19 protein-coding genes are annotated in these 23,111 nt (G+C 69.7%); 9 read left to right on the top strand and 10 right to left on the bottom strand.

The window, feature by feature from the left end:
• Position 1: 1 nt before the first annotated feature.
• The 4 genes from HS104_17970 (at position 2) to HS104_17955 (ending at position 3,652) form a co-directional block, all read left to right on the top strand.
• On the top strand, positions 2-769 hold the full coding sequence (locus HS104_17970; protein MBE7481852.1) for a hypothetical protein: 768 nt from the start codon (positions 2-4) through the stop codon (positions 767-769).
• Positions 770-850: 81 nt separating this feature from the next.
• On the top strand, positions 851-1,873 hold the full coding sequence (locus HS104_17965) for a radical SAM protein (GenBank protein MBE7481851.1): 1,023 nt from the start codon (positions 851-853) through the stop codon (positions 1,871-1,873).
• A 4-nt stretch (positions 1,874-1,877) separates the two neighbouring features.
• Positions 1,878-2,795, top strand: a complete 918-nt coding sequence (locus tag HS104_17960; protein ID MBE7481850.1) for a hypothetical protein — start codon at positions 1,878-1,880, stop codon at positions 2,793-2,795.
• Positions 2,792-3,652 (top strand): hypothetical protein, encoded by an 861-nt coding sequence (locus HS104_17955; GenBank protein MBE7481849.1) that lies wholly within the window; start codon positions 2,792-2,794, stop codon positions 3,650-3,652. Before HS104_17960 ends, HS104_17955 begins: the two co-directional genes overlap by 4 nt.
• 32 nt (positions 3,653-3,684) lie before the next feature.
• On the opposite strand, the gene ahpF is transcribed toward HS104_17955, so the two are convergent.
• Together ahpF and ahpC are read right to left on the bottom strand one after the other, a co-directional pair.
• Positions 3,685-5,235, bottom strand: a complete 1,551-nt coding sequence (ahpF, locus tag HS104_17950; GenBank protein MBE7481848.1) for an alkyl hydroperoxide reductase subunit F — start codon at positions 5,233-5,235, stop codon at positions 3,685-3,687.
• A gap of 8 nt (positions 5,236-5,243) precedes the next feature.
• Positions 5,244-5,804, bottom strand: a complete 561-nt coding sequence (ahpC, locus tag HS104_17945; protein ID MBE7481847.1) for a peroxiredoxin — start codon at positions 5,802-5,804, stop codon at positions 5,244-5,246.
• A gap of 296 nt (positions 5,805-6,100) precedes the next feature.
• Here ahpC and HS104_17940 point away from each other — a divergent pair, with 296 nt between their 5' ends.
• Entirely contained in the window at positions 6,101-6,853 is a 753-nt protein-coding gene (locus HS104_17940) for an RNA polymerase sigma factor (protein ID MBE7481846.1), read from the top strand.
• A gap of 120 nt (positions 6,854-6,973) precedes the next feature.
• The gene (locus tag HS104_17935) at positions 6,974-7,852 is read left to right on the top strand and encodes a hypothetical protein (protein ID MBE7481845.1); all 879 of its coding nucleotides are present in this window, start codon (positions 6,974-6,976) and stop codon (positions 7,850-7,852) included.
• Between the two features lie 69 nt (positions 7,853-7,921).
• On the opposite strand, the gene HS104_17930 is transcribed toward HS104_17935, so the two are convergent.
• The 4 genes from HS104_17930 to HS104_17915 all read right to left on the bottom strand — a co-directional run bounded on the left by HS104_17930 (position 7,922) and on the right by HS104_17915 (position 13,272).
• Positions 7,922-8,866, bottom strand: a complete 945-nt coding sequence (locus tag HS104_17930) for a serine/threonine protein kinase (protein MBE7481844.1) — start codon at positions 8,864-8,866, stop codon at positions 7,922-7,924.
• A 376-nt stretch (positions 8,867-9,242) separates the two neighbouring features.
• Entirely contained in the window at positions 9,243-10,787 is a 1,545-nt protein-coding gene (locus tag HS104_17925; protein ID MBE7481843.1) for a hypothetical protein, read from the bottom strand.
• Between the two features lie 104 nt (positions 10,788-10,891).
• The gene (locus HS104_17920) at positions 10,892-11,164 is read right to left on the bottom strand and encodes a DUF504 domain-containing protein (protein MBE7481842.1); all 273 of its coding nucleotides are present in this window, start codon (positions 11,162-11,164) and stop codon (positions 10,892-10,894) included.
• The gene (locus tag HS104_17915; protein ID MBE7481841.1) at positions 11,161-13,272 is read right to left on the bottom strand and encodes a low temperature requirement protein A; all 2,112 of its coding nucleotides are present in this window, start codon (positions 13,270-13,272) and stop codon (positions 11,161-11,163) included. The genes HS104_17920 and HS104_17915 overlap by 4 nt, the downstream gene beginning before the upstream one ends.
• A gap of 99 nt (positions 13,273-13,371) precedes the next feature.
• Between HS104_17915 and HS104_17910 the strand changes: the two genes are divergently transcribed.
• The 3 genes from HS104_17910 to HS104_17900 are packed head-to-tail and all read left to right on the top strand — an operon-like array spanning position 13,372 to position 15,663.
• Positions 13,372-14,328 (top strand): phosphatase PAP2 family protein, encoded by a 957-nt coding sequence (locus HS104_17910; protein ID MBE7481840.1) that lies wholly within the window; start codon positions 13,372-13,374, stop codon positions 14,326-14,328.
• A complete protein-coding gene (locus HS104_17905; protein ID MBE7481839.1) occupies positions 14,325-15,164 on the top strand; it encodes a hypothetical protein in 840 nt (279 codons plus the stop codon). Before HS104_17910 ends, HS104_17905 begins: the two co-directional genes overlap by 4 nt.
• Positions 15,165-15,207: 43 nt before the next feature.
• Positions 15,208-15,663 carry a hypothetical protein gene (locus HS104_17900; protein ID MBE7481838.1) on the top strand — a complete coding sequence of 152 codons (456 nt, stop codon included), beginning with the start codon at positions 15,208-15,210 and terminating at the stop codon, positions 15,661-15,663.
• Here HS104_17900 and HS104_17895 read toward each other — a convergent pair.
• From HS104_17895 to HS104_17880, 4 genes are all read right to left on the bottom strand, one after another.
• Positions 15,660-16,028 carry a DUF423 domain-containing protein gene (locus HS104_17895; protein MBE7481837.1) on the bottom strand — a complete coding sequence of 123 codons (369 nt, stop codon included), beginning with the start codon at positions 16,026-16,028 and terminating at the stop codon, positions 15,660-15,662. The genes HS104_17900 and HS104_17895 overlap by 4 nt on opposite strands.
• The gene (locus tag HS104_17890; GenBank protein MBE7481836.1) at positions 16,029-18,821 is read right to left on the bottom strand and encodes a sel1 repeat family protein; all 2,793 of its coding nucleotides are present in this window, start codon (positions 18,819-18,821) and stop codon (positions 16,029-16,031) included.
• Between the two features lie 256 nt (positions 18,822-19,077).
• On the bottom strand, positions 19,078-20,181 hold the full coding sequence (locus HS104_17885) for an ISAs1 family transposase (GenBank protein MBE7481835.1): 1,104 nt from the start codon (positions 20,179-20,181) through the stop codon (positions 19,078-19,080).
• Between the two features lie 1,006 nt (positions 20,182-21,187).
• Positions 21,188-23,053 (bottom strand): hypothetical protein, encoded by a 1,866-nt coding sequence (locus tag HS104_17880; protein MBE7481834.1) that lies wholly within the window; start codon positions 23,051-23,053, stop codon positions 21,188-21,190.
• Positions 23,054-23,111: the final 58 nt, after the last annotated feature.

Below are 23,111 nucleotides of genomic sequence, written 5' to 3'. Positions count from 1 at the left end.
CGTGAAGCGCGCGCTCCTCGCCCTCTGGCTCGCAGGCTGTGGCGGAACCCCCGCCCAGCCTGCCGCGCCCGCTCCTCATGTCGCCACGCCTGAGCCCAGCCCGAGCTCGGCGCCTGCCCCGGCGCCGATCGCCAGCGCGACAGCGAGCGCAGCGCCCACCGTGGAGCGGCCGCCCGAGCCCAAGGGGCAGGCCTCGTTCTCGCTGCACGTCGAGCGTGGCAAGCGACAGCCGCTGTCGCTCGTGGGCAACGTGGAGGCCGTCCGCCCGCCCACCGGCACCATCGGGCTCGAGGCGTGGCACGAGCTCACGCTGACGGCCGCGGGCAAGCAGGAGAAGCTCTACTACCTCTACGGTCCGCCCGCGTTGCCCCTGCCGTTCGCGGTCGGCGATCGCATCAGCGTCGAGATCGACTGCCGCAAGGGCGGCTGGCACCGCGTGTGCGACGGCGTGTTCCGCGACATGGCGCGGCGCACGCTGCTCATCGTCTCCGGCAGCGGGGACGAGGACTCCGCTCCGGGGTGGAAGGTCGAGCGGGGCGCGGTGGCGACGAGCGAGGTGCGGTCGACGCAGAAGCGGTCGGTCTTGCACACGCACTCGCTGAAGTTCCAGGCAGAGGGCGCCCAAGCGAGCGCGATGCCCCACGAGTGGAAGCGCATCGTCGTGCACGGGAGGAGTTACCTGGTCACCGGCTACGAGGCGGTCTGGGAAGGCGAGCGGCCGCCGGACGCACGAGACCACCGCACGTTCGCCATCGTGCTGGAGAAGTAGCGCCCCCAGGGCGCGGGAAATCACCGCGCTCGGCCAGCACGGCTTGACCGGAGCGCCGGCTCACGGGACCATTTCGGCGCGGTGGACAGCGAGCCCAGCATCGTCGAGCGCATCCGCGGCAGCCAGGAGCGCGTGCACATCGCCATCGGCGCGGTGTGCAACAACAACTGCATCTTCTGCATGGAGGAAGATCGCGAGGGCCGCTACGTGAACAACTCGGCGATGACCGCCGAGCGCGTGCGCTGGGTGCTGGAGTCCCATCGCGGCGCGGAAGAGGTGTGCTTCACCTCCGGCGAGCCGACCACCCGTCCCGACCTGCCGGACTTCGTGGCCTGGGCGAAGGAGCTTCGCTACGCGCGCATCAGCATGATGACCAACGGCCGGCGCCTGGGGCACCTGCCCTACGCGGGCGCGCTGGTGAAGCGCGGGCTGAATCGGGTCTACATCTCGATCCACGGCCACGACAAGACCTTGCACGAAGGGCTGACCCGCACTCCGGACAGCTTCGAGCAGACGGTGGCCGGGCTCCGCGCCGCGGCGAGGCTCGCGCCGCTCGGCGTCGAGCTCCACACCTCTACCGTCGTCACGCGCCGCAACCTGCCGCACCTGGCGGACATCTACCGCTTCCTGCGCTCGCTCGGCGTACACCAGGTCGTGTTCAACGTGATGCAGGCCAACGGCCGCGCGCACACCTTCTTCGACCAGCTCTTCCCTCGCTACACGGAGATCGCGTCGGAGTTCCGCGGCGCCCTGGCTGCCGTCGGGGAGCCGCGCCCGATGGCCTTCCTGGTGGACATTCCGCTGTGCACCACCGAAGGCGTTCCGGACTTCAACCGCGGCTACGTCGAGAAGTACCGCCACTTCGACCTCGACAGCCGCGTCGAGATGCCGGCCGAAGAGCGCGCCGGTCGTCGCGCCGGCGGCAAGGGCAGGGGCCTCACGCTGGTCACGCGCGCCGACCTGGACGGAGCCGAGCGCGAGAAGCGCGCCGAGTGCGCGCGCTGCCGCTACGACGCGGTGTGTGAAGGGGTGTGGAAGAACTACCTGAGCCGCTACGGCTGGGACGAGCTCGCTCCGGTGGCGCCGCCGGCTGCCGCCGAGTGAGCTGGTGACGCTGGCCCGCCTCGCTCGGCGGGTCTACCCTTCGACGATGGGCGCGCGTCGGGCGACCTGGTGGTTTCTGGCCATCATCGGCGTGTTGGCCGTCGCCGAGCCGGCTCGAGCCGAGGCAGCGCTCTCCTGTGCTTCTCTGGAGATCGTCGAGGTCTTCGTGGGGGCCGAGGGTTGTCCTTCCGCCGATTACGTCGTGCTCGACGTGGCCTCGTCGACCGGCGCTTGGGTCTTTCCCGTCGAGGTGCGCGACAAGTGCCTCGAGCCCAAGGGTAGCTTCGGGAACTTGGCGTTCCTGCCGCCTGCGGCGAAGCGCGTGCTGATCGCGACGCCGGCTGCGCAGGCGTTGTTCGGCGTGAAGGCGGACGTCGAGGCGTCACTGGATTTGGTGGGTGGCGACCAGCTGACGTCCGAGTGCTACTCGTGGTCGCAGACCGTCCCTCTCGGTGCCATCCCGTTCGGGAAGGCGCTGAAGCACACGACGAGCGGGTGGGTGCTGTCCGATCCGTCGCCGATCAACGGCGCGGGCGAGACGGGAGTGTTGGGGGTCTGTCCGGCCGACGCGAGCGTTCCCGATGCGGATGCCGCTGACGCGGACGAGGACGCGGCGGCGCCCTGCAGCGGCGGGGCCACCGGGAGCGGCGGGGGCACCGGCACTGGTGGAGTCACCGGCAGTGGTGGTTGGGGCGGAACCACCGCCGGCGGTACCACCGGCGACGCGAGCGCGAGCGGAGGCTCGGACGCCTCCGCGGCGGGCGGCTCAGCGGTCACCGACGCCGGTCCCAGCGCGACCGGTGGCTCCGAGGCGGGCGGTGACTGCGCTTGTCGCACTCCGGTAGAGCGAGCCCCTGGGTCCGCCGCGTGGCTCGTCGTGGGATCGCTCTTGTCGCTCGCGTACAGAAGGAGAACGCCATGAAGCGCTGGGTAATCGCCTGGTCTTGCCTGCTCTCGCTCTCCGCCTGTGGCGGCGAGGACGACGACGCGATCGCGGGGGGGAGTGGTGGCGTGGTGGGGAGCGGTGGCACGGCCAGCGGCGGCAGCGGTGGTAGTGCCGGGACGACGTCGAGCGGCGGGGCCGGCGGCACGGCTGGGGCCGACGCGGGCAGCGCCGGCGCTGGCGGCGCGCTGACCGACGCCGCGAGCGACGTCGGCGCCGACGCGGCTCAGGTGACGGTGACGCTGCTCGATCAACCTGGCGGCGTGTTCACGCCGACCGCGGGCGAGACGCTGAAGAAGATCGCCTTCGGTCAGAAGGGAACCAGCTACGGTTGGGTGCGCGTGCAACTCGACGTGAAGGTCGGCGACTGGCAGCCGGAGCTCCCGGACGAAGGCGCCGTCGATCGCACCGAGCACATCCTGTTCGGCTTGTTCCGCGCCAACCAGACGCAGTCGGATCAGCGCTACTTGATGGGGTCGGCGGCGGTGACCTTCGCCAACAAGGGCCCGCACTTTCGCATGTTCGGTCGCAAGACCCTCGGACCCGGGTACACCACGTACACTTCCTGGTCCGTGAGCTACGCTTGGCAGAAGGACGCCGTCTACCACCTCGACTGCCTGCTCGACGGCCTCGCCGACGTGCAGCGCTGCGAGCTCTTCCTGGGCGGCGCGCTGGTGAAGAAGCTCGAGGGCACGGTGCCCTACCTGGACCCGGCGGCGCACCTGTCGTCGGGCTTCTACGTCGAGCTCGGGACCGGGAAGCCCGGTGACATCGAGGCGTCGCCGCTGGGCTGGGTCTTCTCCAACTTGGTGGTGACGGCGGCGCTCTTGCCCTGATTCCACTCGACCCGCACGCAGCGGCGCGTGACTCACGCTCGGAGCGATCTGTCCTCGAACGCGGAGAGCGCCACCTTCGCGCCCTCTCCCAGGGCGATGACGATCTGCTTGAAGGGGACGGTGGTCACGTCGCCCGCGGCGTAGATCCCCGGAGCGCTCGTGCGGCCCTTCTCGTCCACGACGATTTCGCCGTAGCGGTTGAGCTCGACCACGTCCTTCACGAAGGCGCTGTTGGGCACGAGGCCGATCTGCACGAAGACTCCGTCGAGGACGAGGCGCTTCGTCTCGCCCGTCGCGCGGTCCTCGTAGTCGAGCGCTGTGACCTTGGTCCCGTCCCCGAGGATGGCGGTGGTCCGGGCGCCGGTGACCACGTCGACGTTCGCCCGCGCGCGGAGCTTGTCCACGAGCACCGCGTCGGCCTTGAGCGCGCTCGCGTACTCCAGGAGCGTGACGTGCGCGGCGATCCCCGAGAGGTCGAGGGCAGCCTCCACTCCGGAGTTGCCGCCGCCCACCACGGCGACGCGTTTGCCCGCGTAGAAGGGGCCGTCGCAGTGCGGACAGAACGCCACGCCCCGGCCGATGTACTCCCGCTCGCCCGGCACGCCGAGCTCGCGCCACTTCGCGCCCGTCGCCACGATGAGCGCGTCGGCGCGCACGCGCTCGCCGCCTTCGAGCCGGAGCTCTTTGCGCGGGCCGCTCTCGACCTCGAGCACGCGCCGGTGCTCGAGGACGTCGATGGGATAGGCGCGCATGTGGCCCTCGAGGTCCGCCGCGAGCTTCGCGCCCTCGGTGTACTGGCGCCCGACCATGTTCTCGATCCCCAGGGTCTCCTTGAGCTGCCCGCCGATGCGGTCGGCGACGATGGCGGTGCGCAGACCCTTGCGCGCGCTGTAGATGGCGGCCGACGCACCGGCGGGTCCCCCGCCGACGACCACCACGTCGTAGTCGAGCGCGGCAGCGGGCTCCGCCGCGGCGCTCGGGGCGACCCCGAGCTCGCGCTCGAGCAGCTCGACCAGATCGACGAAGGCGGCCTTCCCGGAGTGGAGCAGGCGCTCGCCGACGAAGACCGCCGGCACGCCCTGGACACCGAGCCGCTCGATCTCGTCCTGGAAGAGCGCGCCGTCGACCATCTGGTGGGAGAAGTCCGGGTGCAGGATGGCGATCAGGTTCAGCGCCTGGACTACGTCGGGGCAGTTGGTGCAGCTCAGCGACACATAGGTGCGCAGCTCGGCCGGCCCCCGGAGGGCCCGGACGCGCGAGATGGTTCGCGCGTCCGGGAGCTTGCCCCGGCCTGCCGCGTTCAAGAGCGCGAGGACGAGCGAGCTGAGCTCGTGACCTCCAGGGACGCCGCGGAACGTGACGCCGGTGGGCGCGCCGCCCGCGTGCACCGCGAGCTCGAGGCCGGCGGTGCGCTCTCCGCCCACCCTCACCGCGATGCTCGGTGAGGTCGAGGCCACGGCGCGTGCCAGCTCGAGGAGCTCGGCCTGTCGCTCGTGGTCGCTCGGCCGGAGCACGAGCTCGACCGGAACGTCGAGCGTCGCAAAGACCGTCCTGAGCTGCGCGAGGAGGGAGTCGTCCAACATGGCGTGCCTCAGATCTTCCCGACCAGGTCGAGGCTCGGCTTGAGGGTCTCGGCGCCCGGCTTCCACTTGGCCGGGCACACCTCACCCGGATGGGTGGCAACGAACTGCGCCGCCTGGATCTTCCGCACCAGCTCGGAGGCGTTGCGCCCGATGCCGCCGTCGTGCACCTCGACGATCTTGACCAAGCCTTCGGGATTCACGACGAAGGTGCCGCGCTGGGCGAGCCCCTCTTCTTCGATGTAGACGCCGAACGCGCGGGTCAGCTGCCCCGTCGGGTCCGCGAGCATGGGGTAGTCGATCTTGCGGATGGTCTCCGAGGTGTCGTGCCACGCCTTGTGGGTGAAATGCGTGTCGGTGCTGACGGAGTAGACCTCGACACCCAGGGCCTGGAGCTCGGCGTACCTCTCCGCCAGGTCGGCCAGCTCGGTGGGGCACACGAAGGTGAAGTCGGCGGGGTAGAAGAAGAGCACCGACCACTTCCCGAGGAGGTTCTCGTGGGTCACGGTCTCGAAGCGCTCGCGGTGGTAGGCCTGGACCTTGAACGATGGGATCTTCTGGTTGATCTGCATGAGGCGTTTCTCCGGTTGTGGGGCGGCCGCGCCGGTGCGCGACCGTGAGCGCAATCTGGGCCCCACCCGCTGATGCCGCCAATGCATTGATTTTATCAATTCGATACGTGGGAGCTATCAAGCGGCCCAGCGGTCGCTGGCTCGAGCCGAAGGCGCCTTCAGCAGTGGACCCGTCGGGCCCGAGCGACTCAGGCATGCGAAAGCGCCTCCGATACGCGCCGGGGCCAGCGCGGAGGGGGCAAGAACACTTTCTCGTGAACCAAACCCCGCGGGTCGTCACTTGACCTGAGAGAGGGGTGGATGGCTGCCTCGCGGCCCTGGTCAGCATGATGAACGAACTCGACGAGAAGCACTGGGAAGAGCGGGAGATTTCTCCGTTCTCCCTGCGTCGCCGCCAGGCCGAGGGCGCTCGAGCCGACGTGTTAGCCTCGGGCGACGTGCGGCCGGACGACGAGCTTCTGGCAGCCTGGGCCGGCGGCGACGCCTCGGCTGGCAAGCTGCTGATCGAGCGCCACTACGACTCTGTGGCGCGGTTCTTCCGCACCAAGGCTCGAACGGCCTGGGAGGATCTAGTCCAGCGCACCTTCCTGGTGCTCGCCGAGCAGCGGGGGAAGTTCGAAGGGCAGGCGAGCGTCCGCGCGTTCCTGTTCGGGATCGCGAGGAACGTGCTGTTCGAGCACATTCGGCAGTCTAGCCGCGCCGGGCGGGCGGATCCGGATTTCCGCGAGAGCGCCATCGTGGATCTCTCGCCCGGCATCGGCTCCATGGCAGTCCAGCGGGCGGACCAGCGCTTGCTCGTGACGGCGCTGCAGCACATCCCGCTCGAGCTTCAGGTTCTGCTCGAGCTCTATTACTGGGAGGAGCTCGACGTCGCGGAGCTGGCCCAGGTCCTTCAGATCCCGGCTGGCACGGTGAAGAGCCGGCTGTCCCGCGGGCGTGCGCTGCTCCGTGAGCAGATGGAGCGCCTGCCCGCGACGGCCCAAGAACGGGAGAGCGTCCGCGTGCTCTTCGGTGCTTGGATCGAGCGCATCAACGAGGTCGAGCGCTGAGCTTCTAGCTCGGGGGAGAGCTTCGCGGGCCCGGTCGGCTCGCGGGAAGAGTCTTCGGTGCGCCCTTGGCTCACCGACGGATGGACACCGCTTTGTCCGCAGGAAGGAAAGAGAATGAAATTGAACGAGCGTCGCAGTGGGATTCGGGTCGGGCTGTTCTTGTGTCTGTGCGGCATGCTGGGTGCGGTCGGATGCGGAGGCGGCGACGGGGAAGCTGATCCGGGCGGCGGCGGCGCGACTCAGGACAGCGGTGCCGGCGGTGACACGGGAGGCTCGCCGTCGAGCGGTGGAAGTGGCGGAACGGCCAGCGGCGGGAGCGGTGGCGTCTCGTCCGGTGGCGCGGCAGGCGCCGCGGGCGAAGCGGGCAGCGCCGGGGCGGCGGGCGCGGCCACGGGTGGCAGCGCCGGGACGGGCGGAAGCATCGGCAGCGGCGGCGCCGCGGGCGGCGGCGGGAGCGGTGGAAGCATCGCGGCCTGCACGGAGCAAGGGGGAACCTGCGCGGACGGTACGGAGTGCTGCTCCAAGAAGTGCGCGAGCGGCATCTGCGTGAAAGACAACGGGTCGTGCACGCTCACGACCAAGACGTGCAGCGAAGCCTCCGAGTGCTGCTCCGGCAACTGCGCTGCCAGCACCTGCGTGTTCCCCGTGGGCGCCTGCAAGGCCGTGACGGCCGTGTGTGCAGTCGATGCGGAGTGTTGCACCGGCAAGTGCATGAACGGCAAATGCGGGCTCAACCTGAGCGCTTGTACGACGACCGGCGCGACGTGCTCGAGCGACTCGACCTGCTGCAGCAAAAACTGCGGGAGCGGCATCTGCACGGTCGCCCTCGCGGAGTGCTCGGCCGTGAACGAGAAGTGCTCGAAGGCTTCCGACTGCTGCGGCGGTGTCTGCGCGGGCGGCTCGTGCGCGGCGACCTTGGCGTGCGCGACGGCGGGGAAGGCTTGCAGCAAGAGCTACGAGTGCTGCAGCGACAAGTGCGAGAGCGGCAAGTGCGCGTGAGCTGACGCGCCTCGCGCGAGCCCGACGAGCGAGCGCCTACACCCACTCGGGTGGGGCGCTCGCTCGCTTTCAGGGGAGGATGTCCAGCCCCGAGAGCTCCGCGATCACCTGGTTCATGTCGCCGGGGCGTTCCGCGGGGTCTTTGCCCAGCATGCGGACGACCAACGCCTCGAGCTGGGCCGGGATCTCCGGGCGCCGAGCGGCGAGGCTCGGCACCGGCTCGCGTTTGACGGCGAGCAGCACGGCGCCAGGATTGGAGCCGCGAAACGGCGGGCCGCCCGTGAGGCACTCGAAGAGCGTGGCGCCGAGCCCGTACACGTCGGTGCGCGCGTCGGCGTGGCCGTGCAGTTGCTCCGGCGCGATGTAGCCGGGGGTTCCCAGCACTGCTCCGACCGCGCTCAGCGGGGTTCCAGAGGTCTCGCCGCGCGCGAGGCCGAAGTCGATCACCTTCAAGTTCTCGAGACGGCGATCCACCAGGAACAGGTTCTTGGGCTTCACGTCTCGGTGAACGACGCCCGCCGCGTGCGCGACCGCGAGGGCTCGCGCCGCCTCGACGCCGACCCGAACGGCATCGAGCACCGAGAGCGGCCCGTCGCGCAAGTGGCAGCCGAGATCGTGACCTTCCAGCCACTCCATCACCAGGTAGTCGATCCCGTCCGCGCTGATCCCGTGACCCAGGTAACGCACGATCCTCTCGTGCTCGAGGGTCTTGAGCAGGTCGGCCTCTCGCTCGAAGCGCCGGCGCGTCGTGGACTCGCTGCGCGCCAGCAGCTTGACCGCGACGCGTGCGCCGCTCTCGCGGTCGCGGCCCGCGTACACCACGCCCATGCCGCCTCGCCCGATCCCACGCTCGAGCACGAAGCGCCCGACGAGCACTTCCTCGCGGGGAGTACCGAGCACGGTGTGAAGGACGCCGTCGAGGCCGATGCGACGCTCGAGTCCCGTCGCCCTCTCGGGCTCGGCTCTCCGCAGCATCGCGTCGATGCGCTCGTCGTCAGGCGGGTCGTGTTTCATCTGCAGCCGGAGCCCCACCTCACTGGGTGCGAGTGGCGCGCTCTCACGAGTCCGAGCGATTGCCGGGGTCGGAGCGCAACCCGAGCTCGACGCTATCACCTCGCACCTGCAGCGTCGACATCGGGACGAGGCGGTCGCTTCACTCTCGCCAATCGCAGGGGCCATCGACCGGAATTGGCATCCAGCCCGACGTTGCTACACTCCATCGGAGAGGGAGTGATCTCAGGCCGATGAGCGCGGGCTTTGACCGGAGTTCGATTGCCTTCGCCTGCCTGATCGCGGTCGCACAGCCAGCGTTTTCGTGATGTCGAATGGGGATGGCGCCGGGGCGCCCGGCACGCTGTATCGCGTGGATGCGAATTGACTCGACGGTCGGCTACTCGCACGCCTTCTCGGCGTCGAAGATCGTCGCGCCGTCCACGGCCCATTTCATGTTCCCGTAGGGGATCGACTGGGTGATGGTGCCTGCGCCGAACGCATCGTCCCAGCCGTAGTTCGCTCCGCCCCGGCTCTGCCACAGGCGCACGACCTTGCCCGACGGGCGCTTCACGTCGACGAAGAAAGCGACCTCTTGCACCGAGTGCGTGTAGGTCGGCAGGCTCTGGACGCCGGTGCTGCGGTACGTGAAGCCAGTCTTGTAGGTGCCGGCGCCGGCGACCGCGCCCAGCGAGTAGCGCTCGTGCGTCTCGGCGTCACCCGCGTCGGTGTAGCGGGTGTACATGCCGGCGTTCAGGAGCTCGCCGTCCTGCGTGCCGGTGACGACGTAAGCCTCGAGCCACTCGAACGGGATGCCGTAGTGCCCTTCGAAGCCGTGACCGAAGCCGTTCACGTGCAGCTCGCAGTGCGTCGCCTCGTGCTGCTCGTCCACCGCGTAGGGGGTGCAGGTGGGCTTGCCGCCGTAGATCTGGGTCCAGCTCTCGACGTGTTTGCAGCGGGCGTCGTCCACGGGCGGCAGCACGTCGAAGGAGTAGTTCTCGCCGTAGCTCGAGTCCCAGGCGTCGCAGGAGCTGCCCGCACCGGACCAGTTGTGGAACCAGAGCTTCACGCGCGTGGCGTCTCCGGGGATCTTCAGCTGGATCTGGCGCTCGACGGCGGTGTTGGTCGGCGTGCCGTTCAGGGTGACGAGGTCACGCACGCTGGCCTCGGTCAGCTGGCCGCCGGGCTCGAACTGTACCGTGGCCGAAGTGTCCCAGGCAGGGTAGCCGTTGTGGGTGCCACGGCACAGGGGCAGCCGATCGAGATCGTAGAACACGCCCAGCCAACCGCCCGCGTGCAGCGCGCCGCTGACGTTCTCCTGCCAGTCGTCTTGGAAGAAGATCGTGCCGGCGACGGCCTGGCACACAGGCTCATCGCCGAGGGCGAACCACTCGGCCTGGCCGAACGAGTAGACGTCGAAGTCACCTTTGCGCCGGTTGTGATCGAACAGTCGGCGGCCGTCGGGCAAGCGCAGAAAAGGGATCAGCTCGACGCGCGCGACGGCGAGCTCGGCCTCGCCCGTCGTCGGACCGACCAGGTGCTCACTCACCTGGAACAGGTACGAGCTCTGGCCGGGGCGCGAGCTCGGCACGGCGCTCGCGGGGACCTCCCACCACTGCGTGTCTCCGCTCAGGCGGTAGAGCACGCGTACGTCGGCGCCCTGCGGAAAAGCGTCCATCGAGACGTCCACGTGGCCGCTCCAGACCCAGGTGCAGACTCCGCCCGCGCACTGCTTGGCGTAGCCGTCGCCTGCGGGCGTGCGGCCCACCTCGCGCAGTACCAACTGGCACCCGCGGTCCGCCGAGTCGGTGCTGTCGGCCTTGCCCAAGGCCGGTGCCTGCGCGGCTACGGCGTGTGTCTCCGCGGGCTCGCCGGTCGGCGCAGCGGCGCACGCGCTCAGCAGCGCGGCGCTGCAGACACCCAGGAAACGCAGGAAAGTCGGCATCAGGGACCTGCCTTGTCGGGTAGTGACTCGGGATCGAGTCACGGCGCACCTACACCCGCCCACATGGGGTGGGAAGCGAAATCTCCGCGCACCCCGGCGCTCGGCTAGCGCACGTGCCGCCGCGCCTCGGCGAGCCGGTCGATGCGCGCGTCCCGATCCCAGACGATCTCGCCCCTCCGCCGCAGCGCGCGGACCCGGTGCCAGGGGATCTCGCCCTGGGGCTCGAAGGCCTCGAACGCGACCTCCGCCAGCGCGTCGTCGTGGTCGTCGTACAGCACCACGAACTCAGCCGGGTCGAAGGCCGGGTCCCAGCGAACCCAGTCGTAGGCCTCGCGCGAGGTCCGGAAGCGCGGGCCTTTGGTGGAGCCGTGCGTCACGGCTCCTCCCCGACCGGGCGCGTGCTGCTGAACTTGTCGTAGTCCACCGCCAGGCGTCCGTCCGGCAGATCGCTGATCACGTCCACGAAGCGCTGATTCCAGCGGATGTCCTCGGGGTAGTAGAGCTTGCGGGCGTAGGTCGTCGTGCCGTAGGTGCCGTCGTGCCCCATCAGCGTGACCACGAAGGCGCGCACCAGATCGTGGGCGTTGTCCGCCGTCAGATCGGCGATCGGGCTCTTCTCGTCCACCACGTGCATCACCAGCCACGACAGCGTGAACAGCGGCTGTGACGAGCGCTCGAGCTCCAGCTCGTGCAGTCGCCGCAGGCGATGGCCCTCGGGGGTCAGCTCGTCGCGGAGCACCGTCACCTTGATGCTGGCCTCCACCACGTCGTTGCCCCGGGCGTTCGCCACCCGGAACATCAGCGTGGGCTTGCCCTTGCGCTTCTCCAGGGTGAGCACGTCGCTGAACAGGATCCCCGAGTGCGGGCGGGCCAGCTTGGCGAAGACGATGCCCGTGACGACCGCGACGCTGACCAGCGACAGCGCGGCCTCGACCGTGACCAGCGTGTTCGCGTAGGTGCTGGCCGGGCTGAGCGCGCCGTAGCCGATGGTGGCCATGGTCTGCACGCTGAAGAAGTACGCGTCCAGGAACGAGCCGGACCTGGCGTTGGCGATGCCGCCGGGATCGAGCAGGTAGAGCGAGGCGAAGACCAGGTTGCCGAACAGGTACGCGAACGCGCACGCTCCGAAGAGGCGCCACCAGGAGCCTTCCATGAAATACACGTAGAGGTCGCGGCGCAGCGCGCTGGGTGCTCCGCGGCGCACGGCTTCGCCTGGATCCCAGCGACGGGTCGGTGCTGTACCGGGGGCCGGGGAGCTCGGGGCGGGCTCCGCCTCGGCCTCCTCCCCGTGGTGCTCGGCCGCGTGGGCGTGGTGATCGGCCTGTCGGGGCGAGGTCGAGATGTCGAAGACGACCTGCGCGACGCACACCACCACGACCAGCACGACCCACGCCCAGGTCGGGACGAAGCCGCCGACGACGCCGAGCGCGAGCACGAGGATGGCGGAGACGATTCGGGCACCCACGCGGGCGTCGTCGGGCAGGTCGGACTCGCGACGCTCCGTCAGGTAGTCGATGTAGCCGACGGCGGCGAGCGCGAGCGCCAAGCTACCGCAGAAGAGCCAGCGGTACTTGGCGGCGCCGATGTCGGCGAAGCTCATGCCGGCCGCCTTCTTCAGCGAGACGCCGACGGCCGTCACCGCGATGGCCAGCGGCAGGTGCGCGTACACCCAGAGCACGCTGCCCAGTCGCCGCGGTTTCACACGGGCTCCGGCGACGTCGTCGAAGTAGATCCACCACAGCATGCAGGTGACCAAGAGGCCGAGCGCCGCGAGGGTCCCGCTCTCCAGCGTCAGGCCGCGGTCGGCGAGCTCGGACAGGACCTTCACGAAGCCCTCGCCGAGCACGATCAACACCAGGATGCCGTAGCGCTCGGCCAGGTGGTGGAAGTCGGGCGGGTAGCGCTCGATGATGCCCAGCGCTCTTCGGCCGAGCGGCGTCGAGAAGTCCACGGACTGCGCCACCGCCCAGAGGAAGAAGGCCCAGGGTGCCGGAACGAACGCGCTGCCGAGCCAGAGCGCCGCGCCCAGCGCGAACCCGAGCGAATAGCGGCGAGTCATGCCGCGGGCTTCGGGCACCTGGACGTGCGCGCGCGCGTACAAGAGCGCGATCACCACCCGCGCGATGCCGTAGGCGATGGCGAAGGTGCGGTGCTGCCCTTCGAGCACGTTCGGCACGCTGGCGGCCACCGCGCCGATCGCGAGCATCTGCGCGAACACCAGGAGCCGGTGCACCGCGTCGTCTACCAAGAAGCGGTTGTTGTAGAAGGTGAATCCGGTCCAGGTGAACCAGAGGGGGACCATCAGGCCGGCGAAGGCCAGAGCTCCGTACAGGCTCACATGGCTCGCCAGCGCGGTGCCGAGCTGCACCAACGCGGCGACGTACACCAGGTCGTAGAACAGCTCGAGCCAGCCAAGCTTCCTCTCGTGTCCGGGCCTGGGGGTCCAGAGCAGCGCCCGATGGAACCAGCGACTTCTCGCCTGCACCGCCTACCGTGTCGTCTCCGCGCGGCCGAGAGTCAAGGGGGGCAGGCGGCTTCCGGCACCTGCTGCCGCCATCCTCGCCGCTGTACTAGTCTTCGCTCCGTGCGCCTGCTTCGCCTCGCCCTCGCCGTCGCGACGTCGATCGCGGCCCTGGGCCTTGGGTCGGCGCGGGCGCAGCCGCGGTACCCGGAGTGGTCGCCCGAGGGCCATGTGCCTGCTACGGAGCCGCCCGCGGCGCACCTGCTCTTCCCGCCGCGTCCGGACCTGCCCACGCGGCTCGATTGGCGCCATCGACGCGTGCACCTGGCGGAGCTCTACGCCACCGGGGGGCTGGCTGTCCTCGCCATCTCGTCGGTGGCCATCGGGTCCCGCAGCGATGGCTGGAAGGGCGGCGTCTTGTTCGACGACGACGTGCGGAGCTCGGCCCGACTCGGCAGCTACCAGAGCCGGCGCGGCGCACGCGACGCGAGCGACGTCCTGCTCGCGCTGAGCATCGCGAATCCGATCTTGGGAGACGGCGTGCTCACCGCCTACTGGCACCACCAGAGCCCGGACGTGGCCGAGCAGATCCTGCTGATCAACACCGAGACGCTGGCGCTCACTTTCGCCGTTCAGGCCACCGTCACGTCCCTGGCGAGCCGCGAGCGCCCCTACGGTCAGGACTGCGGCAGTGAGCTCGACCCGGAGCTGCGCGACTGCGAGCGCAACGACCGCTATCGGAGCTTCTTCAGCGGCCACGCCTCCGGAGCCTTCGCGGCGGCCAGCCTCTCCTGCATGCACCACCTGAACGTGCCGCTCTACGGCGGCGGAGCGCCGGAGGTCGCGTCCTGCACGGCTGGCTACGCGGTCGCCGCGGCCACCGCCGCGCTGCGCGTGGTCGGCGACATGCACTACGCCTCGGACGTCACCGTGGGCGCGGCCTGGGGGACCTTGGCCGGCCTCGGGGTGCCCTGGCTGCTCCACTACCGGCTGCCGGTGAGTGCCCAGCGCAAGGCGGTGGCTCCGAGCGTGCACCTCGTGCCTCACCCCACGGGGCTGGCGATCGGAGGGGCGTTTTGAAGCGCTGGCCTCTTGCCCTGGTGCTCGCGAGCTCGGCGCACGCCGCCGCGCAAGTCCCGCCACCGCACGCGGCCGGGGTCGAGCACCCGCCGCAGGCTTCCTACTGGGAGCGCGGACTGTCGCGACCGTTCGCCAGCGCCTCGCTCGAGCTCGGCTTCGCGTACGCGCGGCCCGAGGTCTCGGTCGGTTTCGGGCGCCCCTTCTACCGCGCGATGAGCCTGGACGCGAAGCCCCTGGTCACGTCGGAGGGCGCGGGATTCTACGGCGGCGTGCGCGGCACCGTGCCGTTTCTCGAGCTTCGGGCGGGGGTGCGCAAGTTCGAGGCCTTCGACCACAAACTGCTCGGTGAACGGGACCACCACGAGCGCGCCGAGCTCGAGCTCCCCAGAGGGCCGGAGGCGGAGCCGCTCTCGCTGGAGAGCGAGCTCTCCGGAGCGGTCTCGATTCCGGGTGGCGGACCGTTCTGGCTGCTCGGCGTCTACCACGTCACCCACGTCGATCCCGGCTTCCACCTCTACGAGGAGTCGCTCAAGGTGATCGTCGATCCGCCGTGGCTCTGGCGGCTGCGCGTCGGTTACGCGTGGCGCTTCGGTCGGAACGAGGCCATCCGCATCGGTGTCGCCGAAGAGATCCTCCAGAGCCCGGGGCGACCGAGCTACGTCATCCGCGCCGGCGTGGTCGGCAGCGTCGCCATCGAGGAGAACGTGGACGTCCAGCTCACGTTGCTGCCGGTGCTCCACAGCCCCGACAGCCTGGGGCTCGCCGGCGCCGACTTCGGGCACCTGGGCGTCCGCTGGCGCTGGGCGACGGCGTCGTCCAAGCGGCGCAACCCGTGATTTCGCCGCGCTCGTGCCCGGCCCCGTGGCAGAATCGGCTCGCATGATTGTCGCCGGGACGCGACTCGCGGGGAAGGTGGACCAGAGCAGCGCGGGTTACGTCGTCACCCGCTTCGTCCACGTCTGGTTCGTGCCGCTGGTCCCGCTCTCCAGCTGGTTCGTGACCGACGCGGGGGCGCGCTCCATTCCCTTCAGCCTGAAGTCCGCCTTCGTCGGCTACGCTCGGGGCTTCGGCGTCGTGGCGGCGCTCGGCGGCGGCGGCGGCTTCCTCTATTACCTGATCTTCGAGTTCTACAATCGCTTCGAGATCTACCAGCGCGGGGGCGCTGCGGTCACGGAGGACGAGCTCGTCGGCCATGTGGTCTTCCTCGCGGTGCTGGGCGTCCTCGCCGTGGCGGGCCTCGTCGTGTTCCTGCTCACGCGCCTGCTCACCAAGGCGAGCGCGGTTCGCTGCGCGGAGCTCTCACGAGCGACCGGGTTGAACGTCACGCCGCTCTAGGTCTTGGAGCGTTCGGAGCCGAGAGTGACGAACAGCGCGGCCCAGCCGGCTAGGAACGACAGGCCGCCGAAGGGCGTGATGATGCCGAGCCGGGTCACGCCGGTGAGCGCCATCGCGTAGAGGCTGCCGGCGAACAGCACGATGCCCGCGACGAACAGCGCCGCCGGCAGCGTGATCTTCTGCCCGGTGGCGCGGCCGTAGAGCGCGAGCGCGAGCAGCGCGACGGCGTGTAGCGCGTGGTAGAGCACTCCGGTCTGCCAGGCGTTCAGGTAGGTGTCGGAGACCTTGCCGCGCAGCGCGTGGGCGCCGAAGGCACCGAGCGCCACGGCCAGGAATCCGAGCGAGGCCGCGACCCGGACCCACATCTATTGCTTCTTCTTCGGTGGGGGCGGCATGGTCTGCTTGCCGCCGAACGGATCCTTGTGCTTGGCGGAGGGCTTCGTGCTCTTCTCGCCGAACTCCGGGCTGGGGGCCGAGGGCGCCGTGTTCTTGTCCTCGTCGTAGTCGGGACCCGGGCCCCCGTACCCGCCGCTCCCGCCACCAACCGTACCACCGCCGGAGCGGCACTCGATGGCGCACACCAGCTGAGTCGAGTCGCCGCCGCAGCCGCAGCCCGAGAGACGCCGCACGGCGGGGGGCAGCACCAGCTCGCTCGGATCCGGTTGGATCGAGAGCGCGACGTAGGCGTCCTTCTTGTCTTGCAGGCGCAGCATCGCGTAGCCGCGGATGGTGTGCTCGCCGGCCGCGATCTTGATGCTGCTCACGGCCTTGTCCAAGCAGGCGTCGAACTTCGGGTACGGGCTACGGGCCCCGTGCGTCACCTGAGTCTTCCCGTCGGGCCCGACGGCGAAGCCGACGCGGTGCATGCGGCCCGGGACCGTCGCGTCCTTCGGGCAGGCCTTGAAGGTGCCGAGCTTGGCCTTGAACTTGTCGCGCAGGCTGGAGCGCCGTTTCTCGAGCTCGGGCGAAGTGCCGAGGCTTCCAAGCAGGAGAGCGTCCGCACCCGGAGCCAGCGCGCTCTCCGTGCGGGCGGATGTGGACTTGTCGCCGAACGGATCGGCCGGCTTCTTGCCGCCGCCGGCCGTGCTCTTCTGCCCGAACACGCTGCTCGGGGACGCGGCGCCTGCGGCGGTGTTCTTGCCGCCGAACGGGTCCTCCTTGGGCGTGACGTCGTAGATGCGGGGCGCCGTGTAGGAGAGCCCGCAGGCTGGGCCATACCCGCTCGAGCAGGCGCGCCCGAGCGCGGCCCGCGCGGCGTCGAAGTCCTTGGGAACGCCCGAGCCGTCGTAGCGCGCCGCGGCCAGCAAGGCGCAGCCATAGCCGTATCTGGCCTGGCACGCCTTGTCGAAGAGCCCCGTGGCGAAGCTCGGGTTCGCGCTGGTGCCGAAGCCATGCCGGTAGAGCAAGCCTGCACCGGCGCAGCTCTCGCCGTCGCCGTCGGCGCAGCTCTTCTCGAGCAGCTTCAGCGCGGCGGCGTCGTCGCGCCCCGCGCCGAGCCCCTGGAGCTGACCCAGCGCGACCAAGCGGCAGCCGGCGATCTGCCCGCCGTCGCAGCCCTTCTTGGCGAGCTTCGCCGCCTTCTCCACGTTCCGAGCGACTCCGTCTCGACCGGCGAGGAACAACGTCGCCGCGTCCACGCAGCTCTTCAGCTCCTTGCCCTCGCACGCACGCTCGAAGTCCTGGGCGGCCTTGGCGGGATCCCTGGGCAGCTTGGTCCCCGAGAGCCGCAGCGAGCCCAGGAAGCGGCAGGCGTTGGGCGAGCCCTTCGCGCAGCTCTCTTCGAGACCTTTCACGCCCTTGGCCCGCTCTTCTTCGTTGCCTGCCAAGAGCTGGGAGGACAGCAGGCCGCAGGCGTCCTCCCACTTGCCGTTGCACGCGCGGGCGAAGAGCGCCTTGGCGCGGGTCGGATCCGGCGCGGTGCCTTTGCCCTTGTCCAGGTTCAGCGCCAAGAAGTGACACGCGCGCGCCTCACCGCCGCTGCACGCGCGGTCGAAGAGCACGTTGGCCGCCGTCGCGTCCCCGTCGTTCTCGGTCAGGACGCCCAGGTTGCTGCAACCCCGCGGCCAGCCCGCCTCGCAGCTCTTCGTGTAGAGCTCGCGCGCCTTGTTCATGTCCTTCGGCAACGCCTCGCCCCGATCGTAGGCGTGGCCCAGGTTGCCGCAGCCGCGCGCGCTACCGCCGGCGCAGGCCTTCTCCGCCAGGCTCGCGGCTCTCTCCGGATCTGCCGTGACGCCGTGGTTGCCGAAGTACATGAACGACGCCGCTGCGCAGCTGCCGGCGTGACCCTTCTCGCACTGCGCGAGGCACTCCGGTAGCTGGCCCTCGCGGCACTGGAACGTGCCACCCGACGTCGGCGGTGCGCACTTGCCGTTCACCAGCACCAGATCCTTCGGGCACACGTCCACGCTGCCGGCGTCGTCCTTCGACGCCACCTCCAGCGCGGTCAGCTCCAGGCGCAAGAGCGCTGCGCAGTTCGGGTCCGGGCTCTGGGCGGTCGGGTTGAAGCTCTTGCAGGCCTTCGCGTCGCCGTCGCGGTTCTCGGTGCGTTTGCTGCTCTTGCTCGTGCCGCTCGCCCCCGCCCCCATGATCTCCACGGCGGCGCGGGTCGAACCGGACGAGCCCTGCTTGAGCGCGAAAGCGCCCACGAACGCGCCGCGCACGAAGTGGGTCGCCTTCTCGCAGTCGCTGCCCTTCAGCCGCTGCTTGTCCGCGGCGTTGACCGTGGTGCGCCGCATGCCGATCAAGATCAAGCCCAGATCGAGCGAGGCGTCGCGCTGCACCTCGGCGGCGATCTTGGCGCCGAAGGTCGGCAGGTTGAGCTGGATCTCGTCGGCGCCTTCGAGGCGCACCACCTCTTCCTTGGGGCTGACCCCGACGAAGCCGTAGTCGCCGTCGATCTTGCAATCTTTGATGATCCGCAGCTGGTTGCAGTCGTAGCTGACGACGGCCACGCCGTCTTTCATCACGGCCTCGTAGACCGCCCGCTCGTGCGCCTTCAGATCCACGATCAGGGGCTGGCCGAAGTCGGCCACCGAGTCGCACAACGAGTGCTGGACCTTCGGGGCCTCGGGGCGAACGGCTTCGCCCACTTTGCCCGGCCCACAGCCCGCAGAAACTCCGATGGCCAGCGTGATCAGGCCCGCGATCGTTCGACTCATTGCGAGCTTTCCATGTCACGTTTCCCGCCGCGCGGAAAGCGGGCGCGGCGGCGGCGCAGTCTCGATCGGTTCTCCCCGAGTCGAGCTGGGTCGCCACCACCGGCGGGGCGAGGGTGACCCGGGACGGGGCGGTAGAGAGGAGCATGGGCCGCACAGGAGCAAGCGCCATCGAGCCCCTACGGGGGCAGGAGCCCGAGGGCCGTGATCGACGCGGAGTCTGTCAAAGAGCAGGTCGGCGCGAAGGCCTCGGCACCGCTCACGCAGGCGCCGGCGGGAGCCGGCGGTCTCTGGAGCTCGAGCCGCATGGGAACTGTGCCGTGGCCTGGACGGCGCCGAGCCAAATGTCATGCATCAGCTCGCGCCAGGGGCGCGTCCGCTGCTGCTCGCTGCGTAGAGTCACTCCGCGCCAGAGCGCGAGCAACGTGTACGCGATGCGCCGCAGGACCATCACGACGACCGTGGCCCGCGGGTTCTGTTCGATCCAAGGATGAGCGTCCTCGGCGAGGGCGCCGTCGAGGAGCTGATGGGCAGTCTCGACGCCCCAGTGGCGCCGTACGACGAGCAGCCACTCGGCATCGGTGAGTCGAGAGCGTGGCAAGCTGGAGACGAAGTAGCGGTTGTCGTTCGCGACCCGGACGCCCTTGGAGTCGAGGGTCTCGACCTCGACGCGGAGCACGGTCCTGAGATGCTCCCAACCTTCCGGTGCTGCAAGGGCTTCACCGAGGTAGATGCGCCGCACGACGGAGCGACCGTGGTCGAGATCCGTGCTGGTGGCGGCGGCCTGGTCAGGCTCCAGGCTACCCAGCCAGCGCGCGGCCTCGGTGTGGAGGGAGGGTTGGGTGCTCTTGACGGCAAACAGGTAGTGAAGTCCGAGGTCGCGCACCGCCCGAGCGTTCTCTCTGGAGCACGCGCCAGCGTCGTAGGTGACGAGGCGAAACAGGTCGCTGCGTCCGTAGGTTCCCATCAAGGCGCTGAGACAGCGCTGAAACATGCCCATCTCGTTGGTGCTGGCTGGGATCGGGACGACATCGATGACGGGTCGTGCGGTGGAGCTGGTCAGCGTGGCGGTGACGGTCCTGACCAGGCCGAGCAGGCGCGCCTCGGCTGTCGCCGTCTGACGCTGGGCGAAGAAGTCGTCGGCGGCAGGCACACTGGTCGCCTTGCCGTCGAGCGAGACGACGCCGAAGGGCAAGCCGTCGGGCTCGAGCGACGAGAGCGCGTCCCGCAACGTGGTGTCCGGCACACGACGTGGGATGCCGAGCTTCGTGCGCAACGCGGGCGTGAGCTCCGCGGTCAGCTGCTCGACTTCGCGCAGGCTCCTGCTTCCGGCCACCATCCCGAGCAGCGCGCTGGCGAGCAACCTGCCACGCGCGGGTCGCGGACCTCGTCGAGGTGCGCGTCGCCGAAGCGTTTGACGAGCATACCGATGACTCTGCGTTGAGTGCGACCTGTTCGAGGCACAGATGAGCTCCTTTCCCTCGTCCGCATGCGTGCCCACGGCGCTGCCGCTGACAAAGACCACCAAGGGCAATCCGTGCACACCCCATTCGACGAGCCGGATTACCTGCCCCGGACCATGTGGACAATTGCCCCTGCACCGGCTCGGGCGTGACCGGGGTGATGGTCGGCGGCACGGCCGGTCGCGGGAACCACCGGGCGAGCAGCTCTTCGAGCTGTCGTTTCGACTTTCCTCGCGCCTCCGCGAGGAGCTGCGCGGCGTTGTCTTCCGTCAGGTGGCCGGAGAGGAGGAACAGCCCCGTCAGGTGGAGATCACCGCTGGCGAGCTCGTCGAGCACCTGGGGGAACCGCTGGACCAGGCGGGCCACGCGGACACGCTTGGTCGCGCCGTCCCCGGAGTACCCGAGACGCTCGGTGCAATAGGCGAAGAGGGAGGAACACGCATCGTACAGGTAGAGCTTTCGGCGGTCGAGCTCTGCCAGGTGGAAGATGACGTTGGCGCACGCCGACCGCTCCGAGCTCACGGCGGCAGAGAGCCGCTCGCGGAGCTCGTGATCGGAGACCGAAGAGAGCGCGTTCATGCTTTCTCGCATATCACGCGATTTTTCGAGCTCGCTGCTGACACGCTGAGCGCGTTTCGAGCACCAGAACGCGTCGCGCGTCGTCGCGCACGCGAACGCGCGCGAGCAGGCCACGACGCGCGAGCGAGAGGCCATCACCCGCGTGGTCGTCGAACGCGAGCGCGAGTCGCTCGAAATTGCGCCAAGAGAAATCGACGTCTCGATGCTCTTTCCTTCAAGTCACCGTACGCTGAAACGCTGCTCGCACGCCCGCAAACAAACGGGCGTGCACGGGATGCCCTTGGTGGTCTTTGACCGAGCGGGGCTGAGGTCGAGAGCTCGCCCACCTCACTCGGCGGCTACGGCTTCCTCCGCCAGTTGCCTGCCGCACGCGTGCATCGGTCGCGGGCTGGGCACCAGCGGCAGCGAGCGCTGCATCGGCTGCGGCTGGGTCGTGACCGCGGCCAGCTCCTGCCGTCCCAGCTGAGGCCGGCGCCGCTCCACCAGGCGCCGGACGTTCTCCGCGACGTCCTCGAGCAGCACGCGGCCGAGCCCGGCGTGTTTGCCTCCCTGCAGCCGGAACACCTCGTGCGCCTTGGCGCCGTCGCGACCGTTGTGGCGGTGCTCGGTGCGGAGCAACCCCGGCTGCTGCCCCAGGCCGAGCGCGCGCGCGGCCCGCGCGGCCAGGTACAGGACCGGCGCTCCCGCGCTCTTCACGTGGTCTTCCGCCGAGAGCTCGCCGGTCAGGCGGATGATGTCGGCTCGGAGCTGCTTCGCGCGCTCGCGCACCGCGTCGCTGGGTGCGAAGGCGATGGCGGCGCTGGTCACGGGCAGCGCGCTGCGCACGTCCTCGCGCAGGCGTTCGGCGCGCTTTCTGAGCAGCGGGTTCTCGTCGTTCCGGAGGTTCTCGTAACCGGTCAGCCAGACCCGCGCCAGGCGCAGCGGGCTCGGCCCCAGGCGCCGGAAGTCCTCCGCGTAGATGGCGCGCTGGATGGCCTCGACGGCCTCGGGCGTCTCGAAGTTGGGGTGGTCGAAGTGCATCGCGAAGCCGTCCCAGCGGCGCAGATCCGGCGCACTCTTGAAGCGCGAGTGGTAACGCCCTTCGGCGATCACCTGCTCGTGGAAGGGCGTGCCCGGAAAGGCGAAGTAGATCAGGCACTGCGTGAGGCCCGGCTCGAGCGCCATCAGCTCCTCGAGCTCGCTCCAGATGGTGGCCTCGGTCTGGTACGGGAAGCCGATGATCATGCTGGTGAGCTGACCGCAGCCCACACTCTTCAGATCGGCGTAGAGCTCGGGGAAGCTCTTGCCTTGCTGCTTGCGGTAGCCGGCGCTCGCGCCCTCGAAGGCGTTCCACACCAGATCGAAGCCCATCTCGCCGATCTCGCGGGCGCTGAACTGCGACAGGCCGCGCACGCTGCCGAAGCCCATCAGGCTCAAGGACTCGCCTCCCTCGCGCACGCAGTCGAGGAACTCCCGGGCCCGGCGCCGGTGCAGGAAGAAGTCCTCGTCGATGACGATGAAGCCGTTCATCGTCGTGCCCTCCGCCTCGGCGCGCCGGCGCGTCTCGAGCAGCGACTCGTAGATGTCGCGGCCGCTCTGGCTGAACGGCACGTATTTCTGCTTGAAGAAGTGCGACGTGCAGCAGAAGTCGCAGCCGTTCGAGCAGCCGAGCCCGGCGGTGACGTGACCGACCACGGCGCGGAGCTGGAAGCCCAGCACCGACACGCTGGGGATGGGCGCGTGCGGATGGCGCACGGCTCTCGATTCATCTTCGCCGAGCGTGCGGCGCAGAAAGCCGACGCCCTCCTCGCGGCAGATCGCGTCGCCAAAGGGCGCGAGCACCTCGTCGGGCAGCACCGTGCCGTATCCGCCCAGGATGATCTTCGCGTCCGGAGCATAGCGGCGGATGAGCGGCACCATCTCGCGGACCTTGTGGAAGGTGGCGACCACGAAGTTGATGCCCACGTGGGTGTAGCCGCCGCTCCGGAGCTCACGGATGAGCTCGCGCCGCGAGGGGTAGTGCAGGGTCACCGTCGGCGCCTCGACGTTCTCGGCCAGATAGTCGATGGCCCAGACGCGGATCACCTGCCGTAGGCTGAAGGGCCCCTGGGCGCGGGTGACCTGCGCGTGAAACAGCTCGGCGCCGACGCTGTCGCCCTCGCCCGGCCCGCCAAAAGGACGGATCACACTGGTCAGGAGCAGCTTGTTCGCCATGCGCGGCACGCTATCGACCGCGCTGCCAGCATCGGGTCACGCTCTGTCAGGAAACGGT

Source organism: Polyangiaceae bacterium, assembly GCA_015075635.1.
Lineage (GTDB): Bacteria > Myxococcota_A > Polyangia > Polyangiales > Polyangiaceae > JADJKB01.
This window is presented reverse-complemented; position numbering and strand designations above follow the sequence as displayed.

Coding starts and splice junctions, on each gene's coding strand:
- HS104_17955 (MBE7481849.1), top strand. CDS start 2,792: ATGAAGCGCTGGGTAATCGCCTGGTCTTGCCTGCTCTCGCTCTCCGCC.
- ahpF (MBE7481848.1), bottom strand. CDS start 5,235: ATGTTGGACGACTCCCTCCTCGCGCAGCTCAGGACGGTCTTTGCGACG.
- ahpC (MBE7481847.1), bottom strand. CDS start 5,804: ATGCAGATCAACCAGAAGATCCCATCGTTCAAGGTCCAGGCCTACCAC.
- HS104_17930 (MBE7481844.1), bottom strand. CDS start 8,866: ATGAAACACGACCCGCCTGACGACGAGCGCATCGACGCGATGCTGCGG.
- HS104_17925 (MBE7481843.1), bottom strand. CDS start 10,787: ATGCCGACTTTCCTGCGTTTCCTGGGTGTCTGCAGCGCCGCGCTGCTG.
- HS104_17900 (MBE7481838.1), top strand. CDS start 15,208: ATGATTGTCGCCGGGACGCGACTCGCGGGGAAGGTGGACCAGAGCAGC.
- HS104_17895 (MBE7481837.1), bottom strand. CDS start 16,028: ATGTGGGTCCGGGTCGCGGCCTCGCTCGGATTCCTGGCCGTGGCGCTC.
- HS104_17890 (MBE7481836.1), bottom strand. CDS start 18,821: ATGAGTCGAACGATCGCGGGCCTGATCACGCTGGCCATCGGAGTTTCT.
- HS104_17880 (MBE7481834.1), bottom strand. CDS start 23,053: ATGGCGAACAAGCTGCTCCTGACCAGTGTGATCCGTCCTTTTGGCGGG.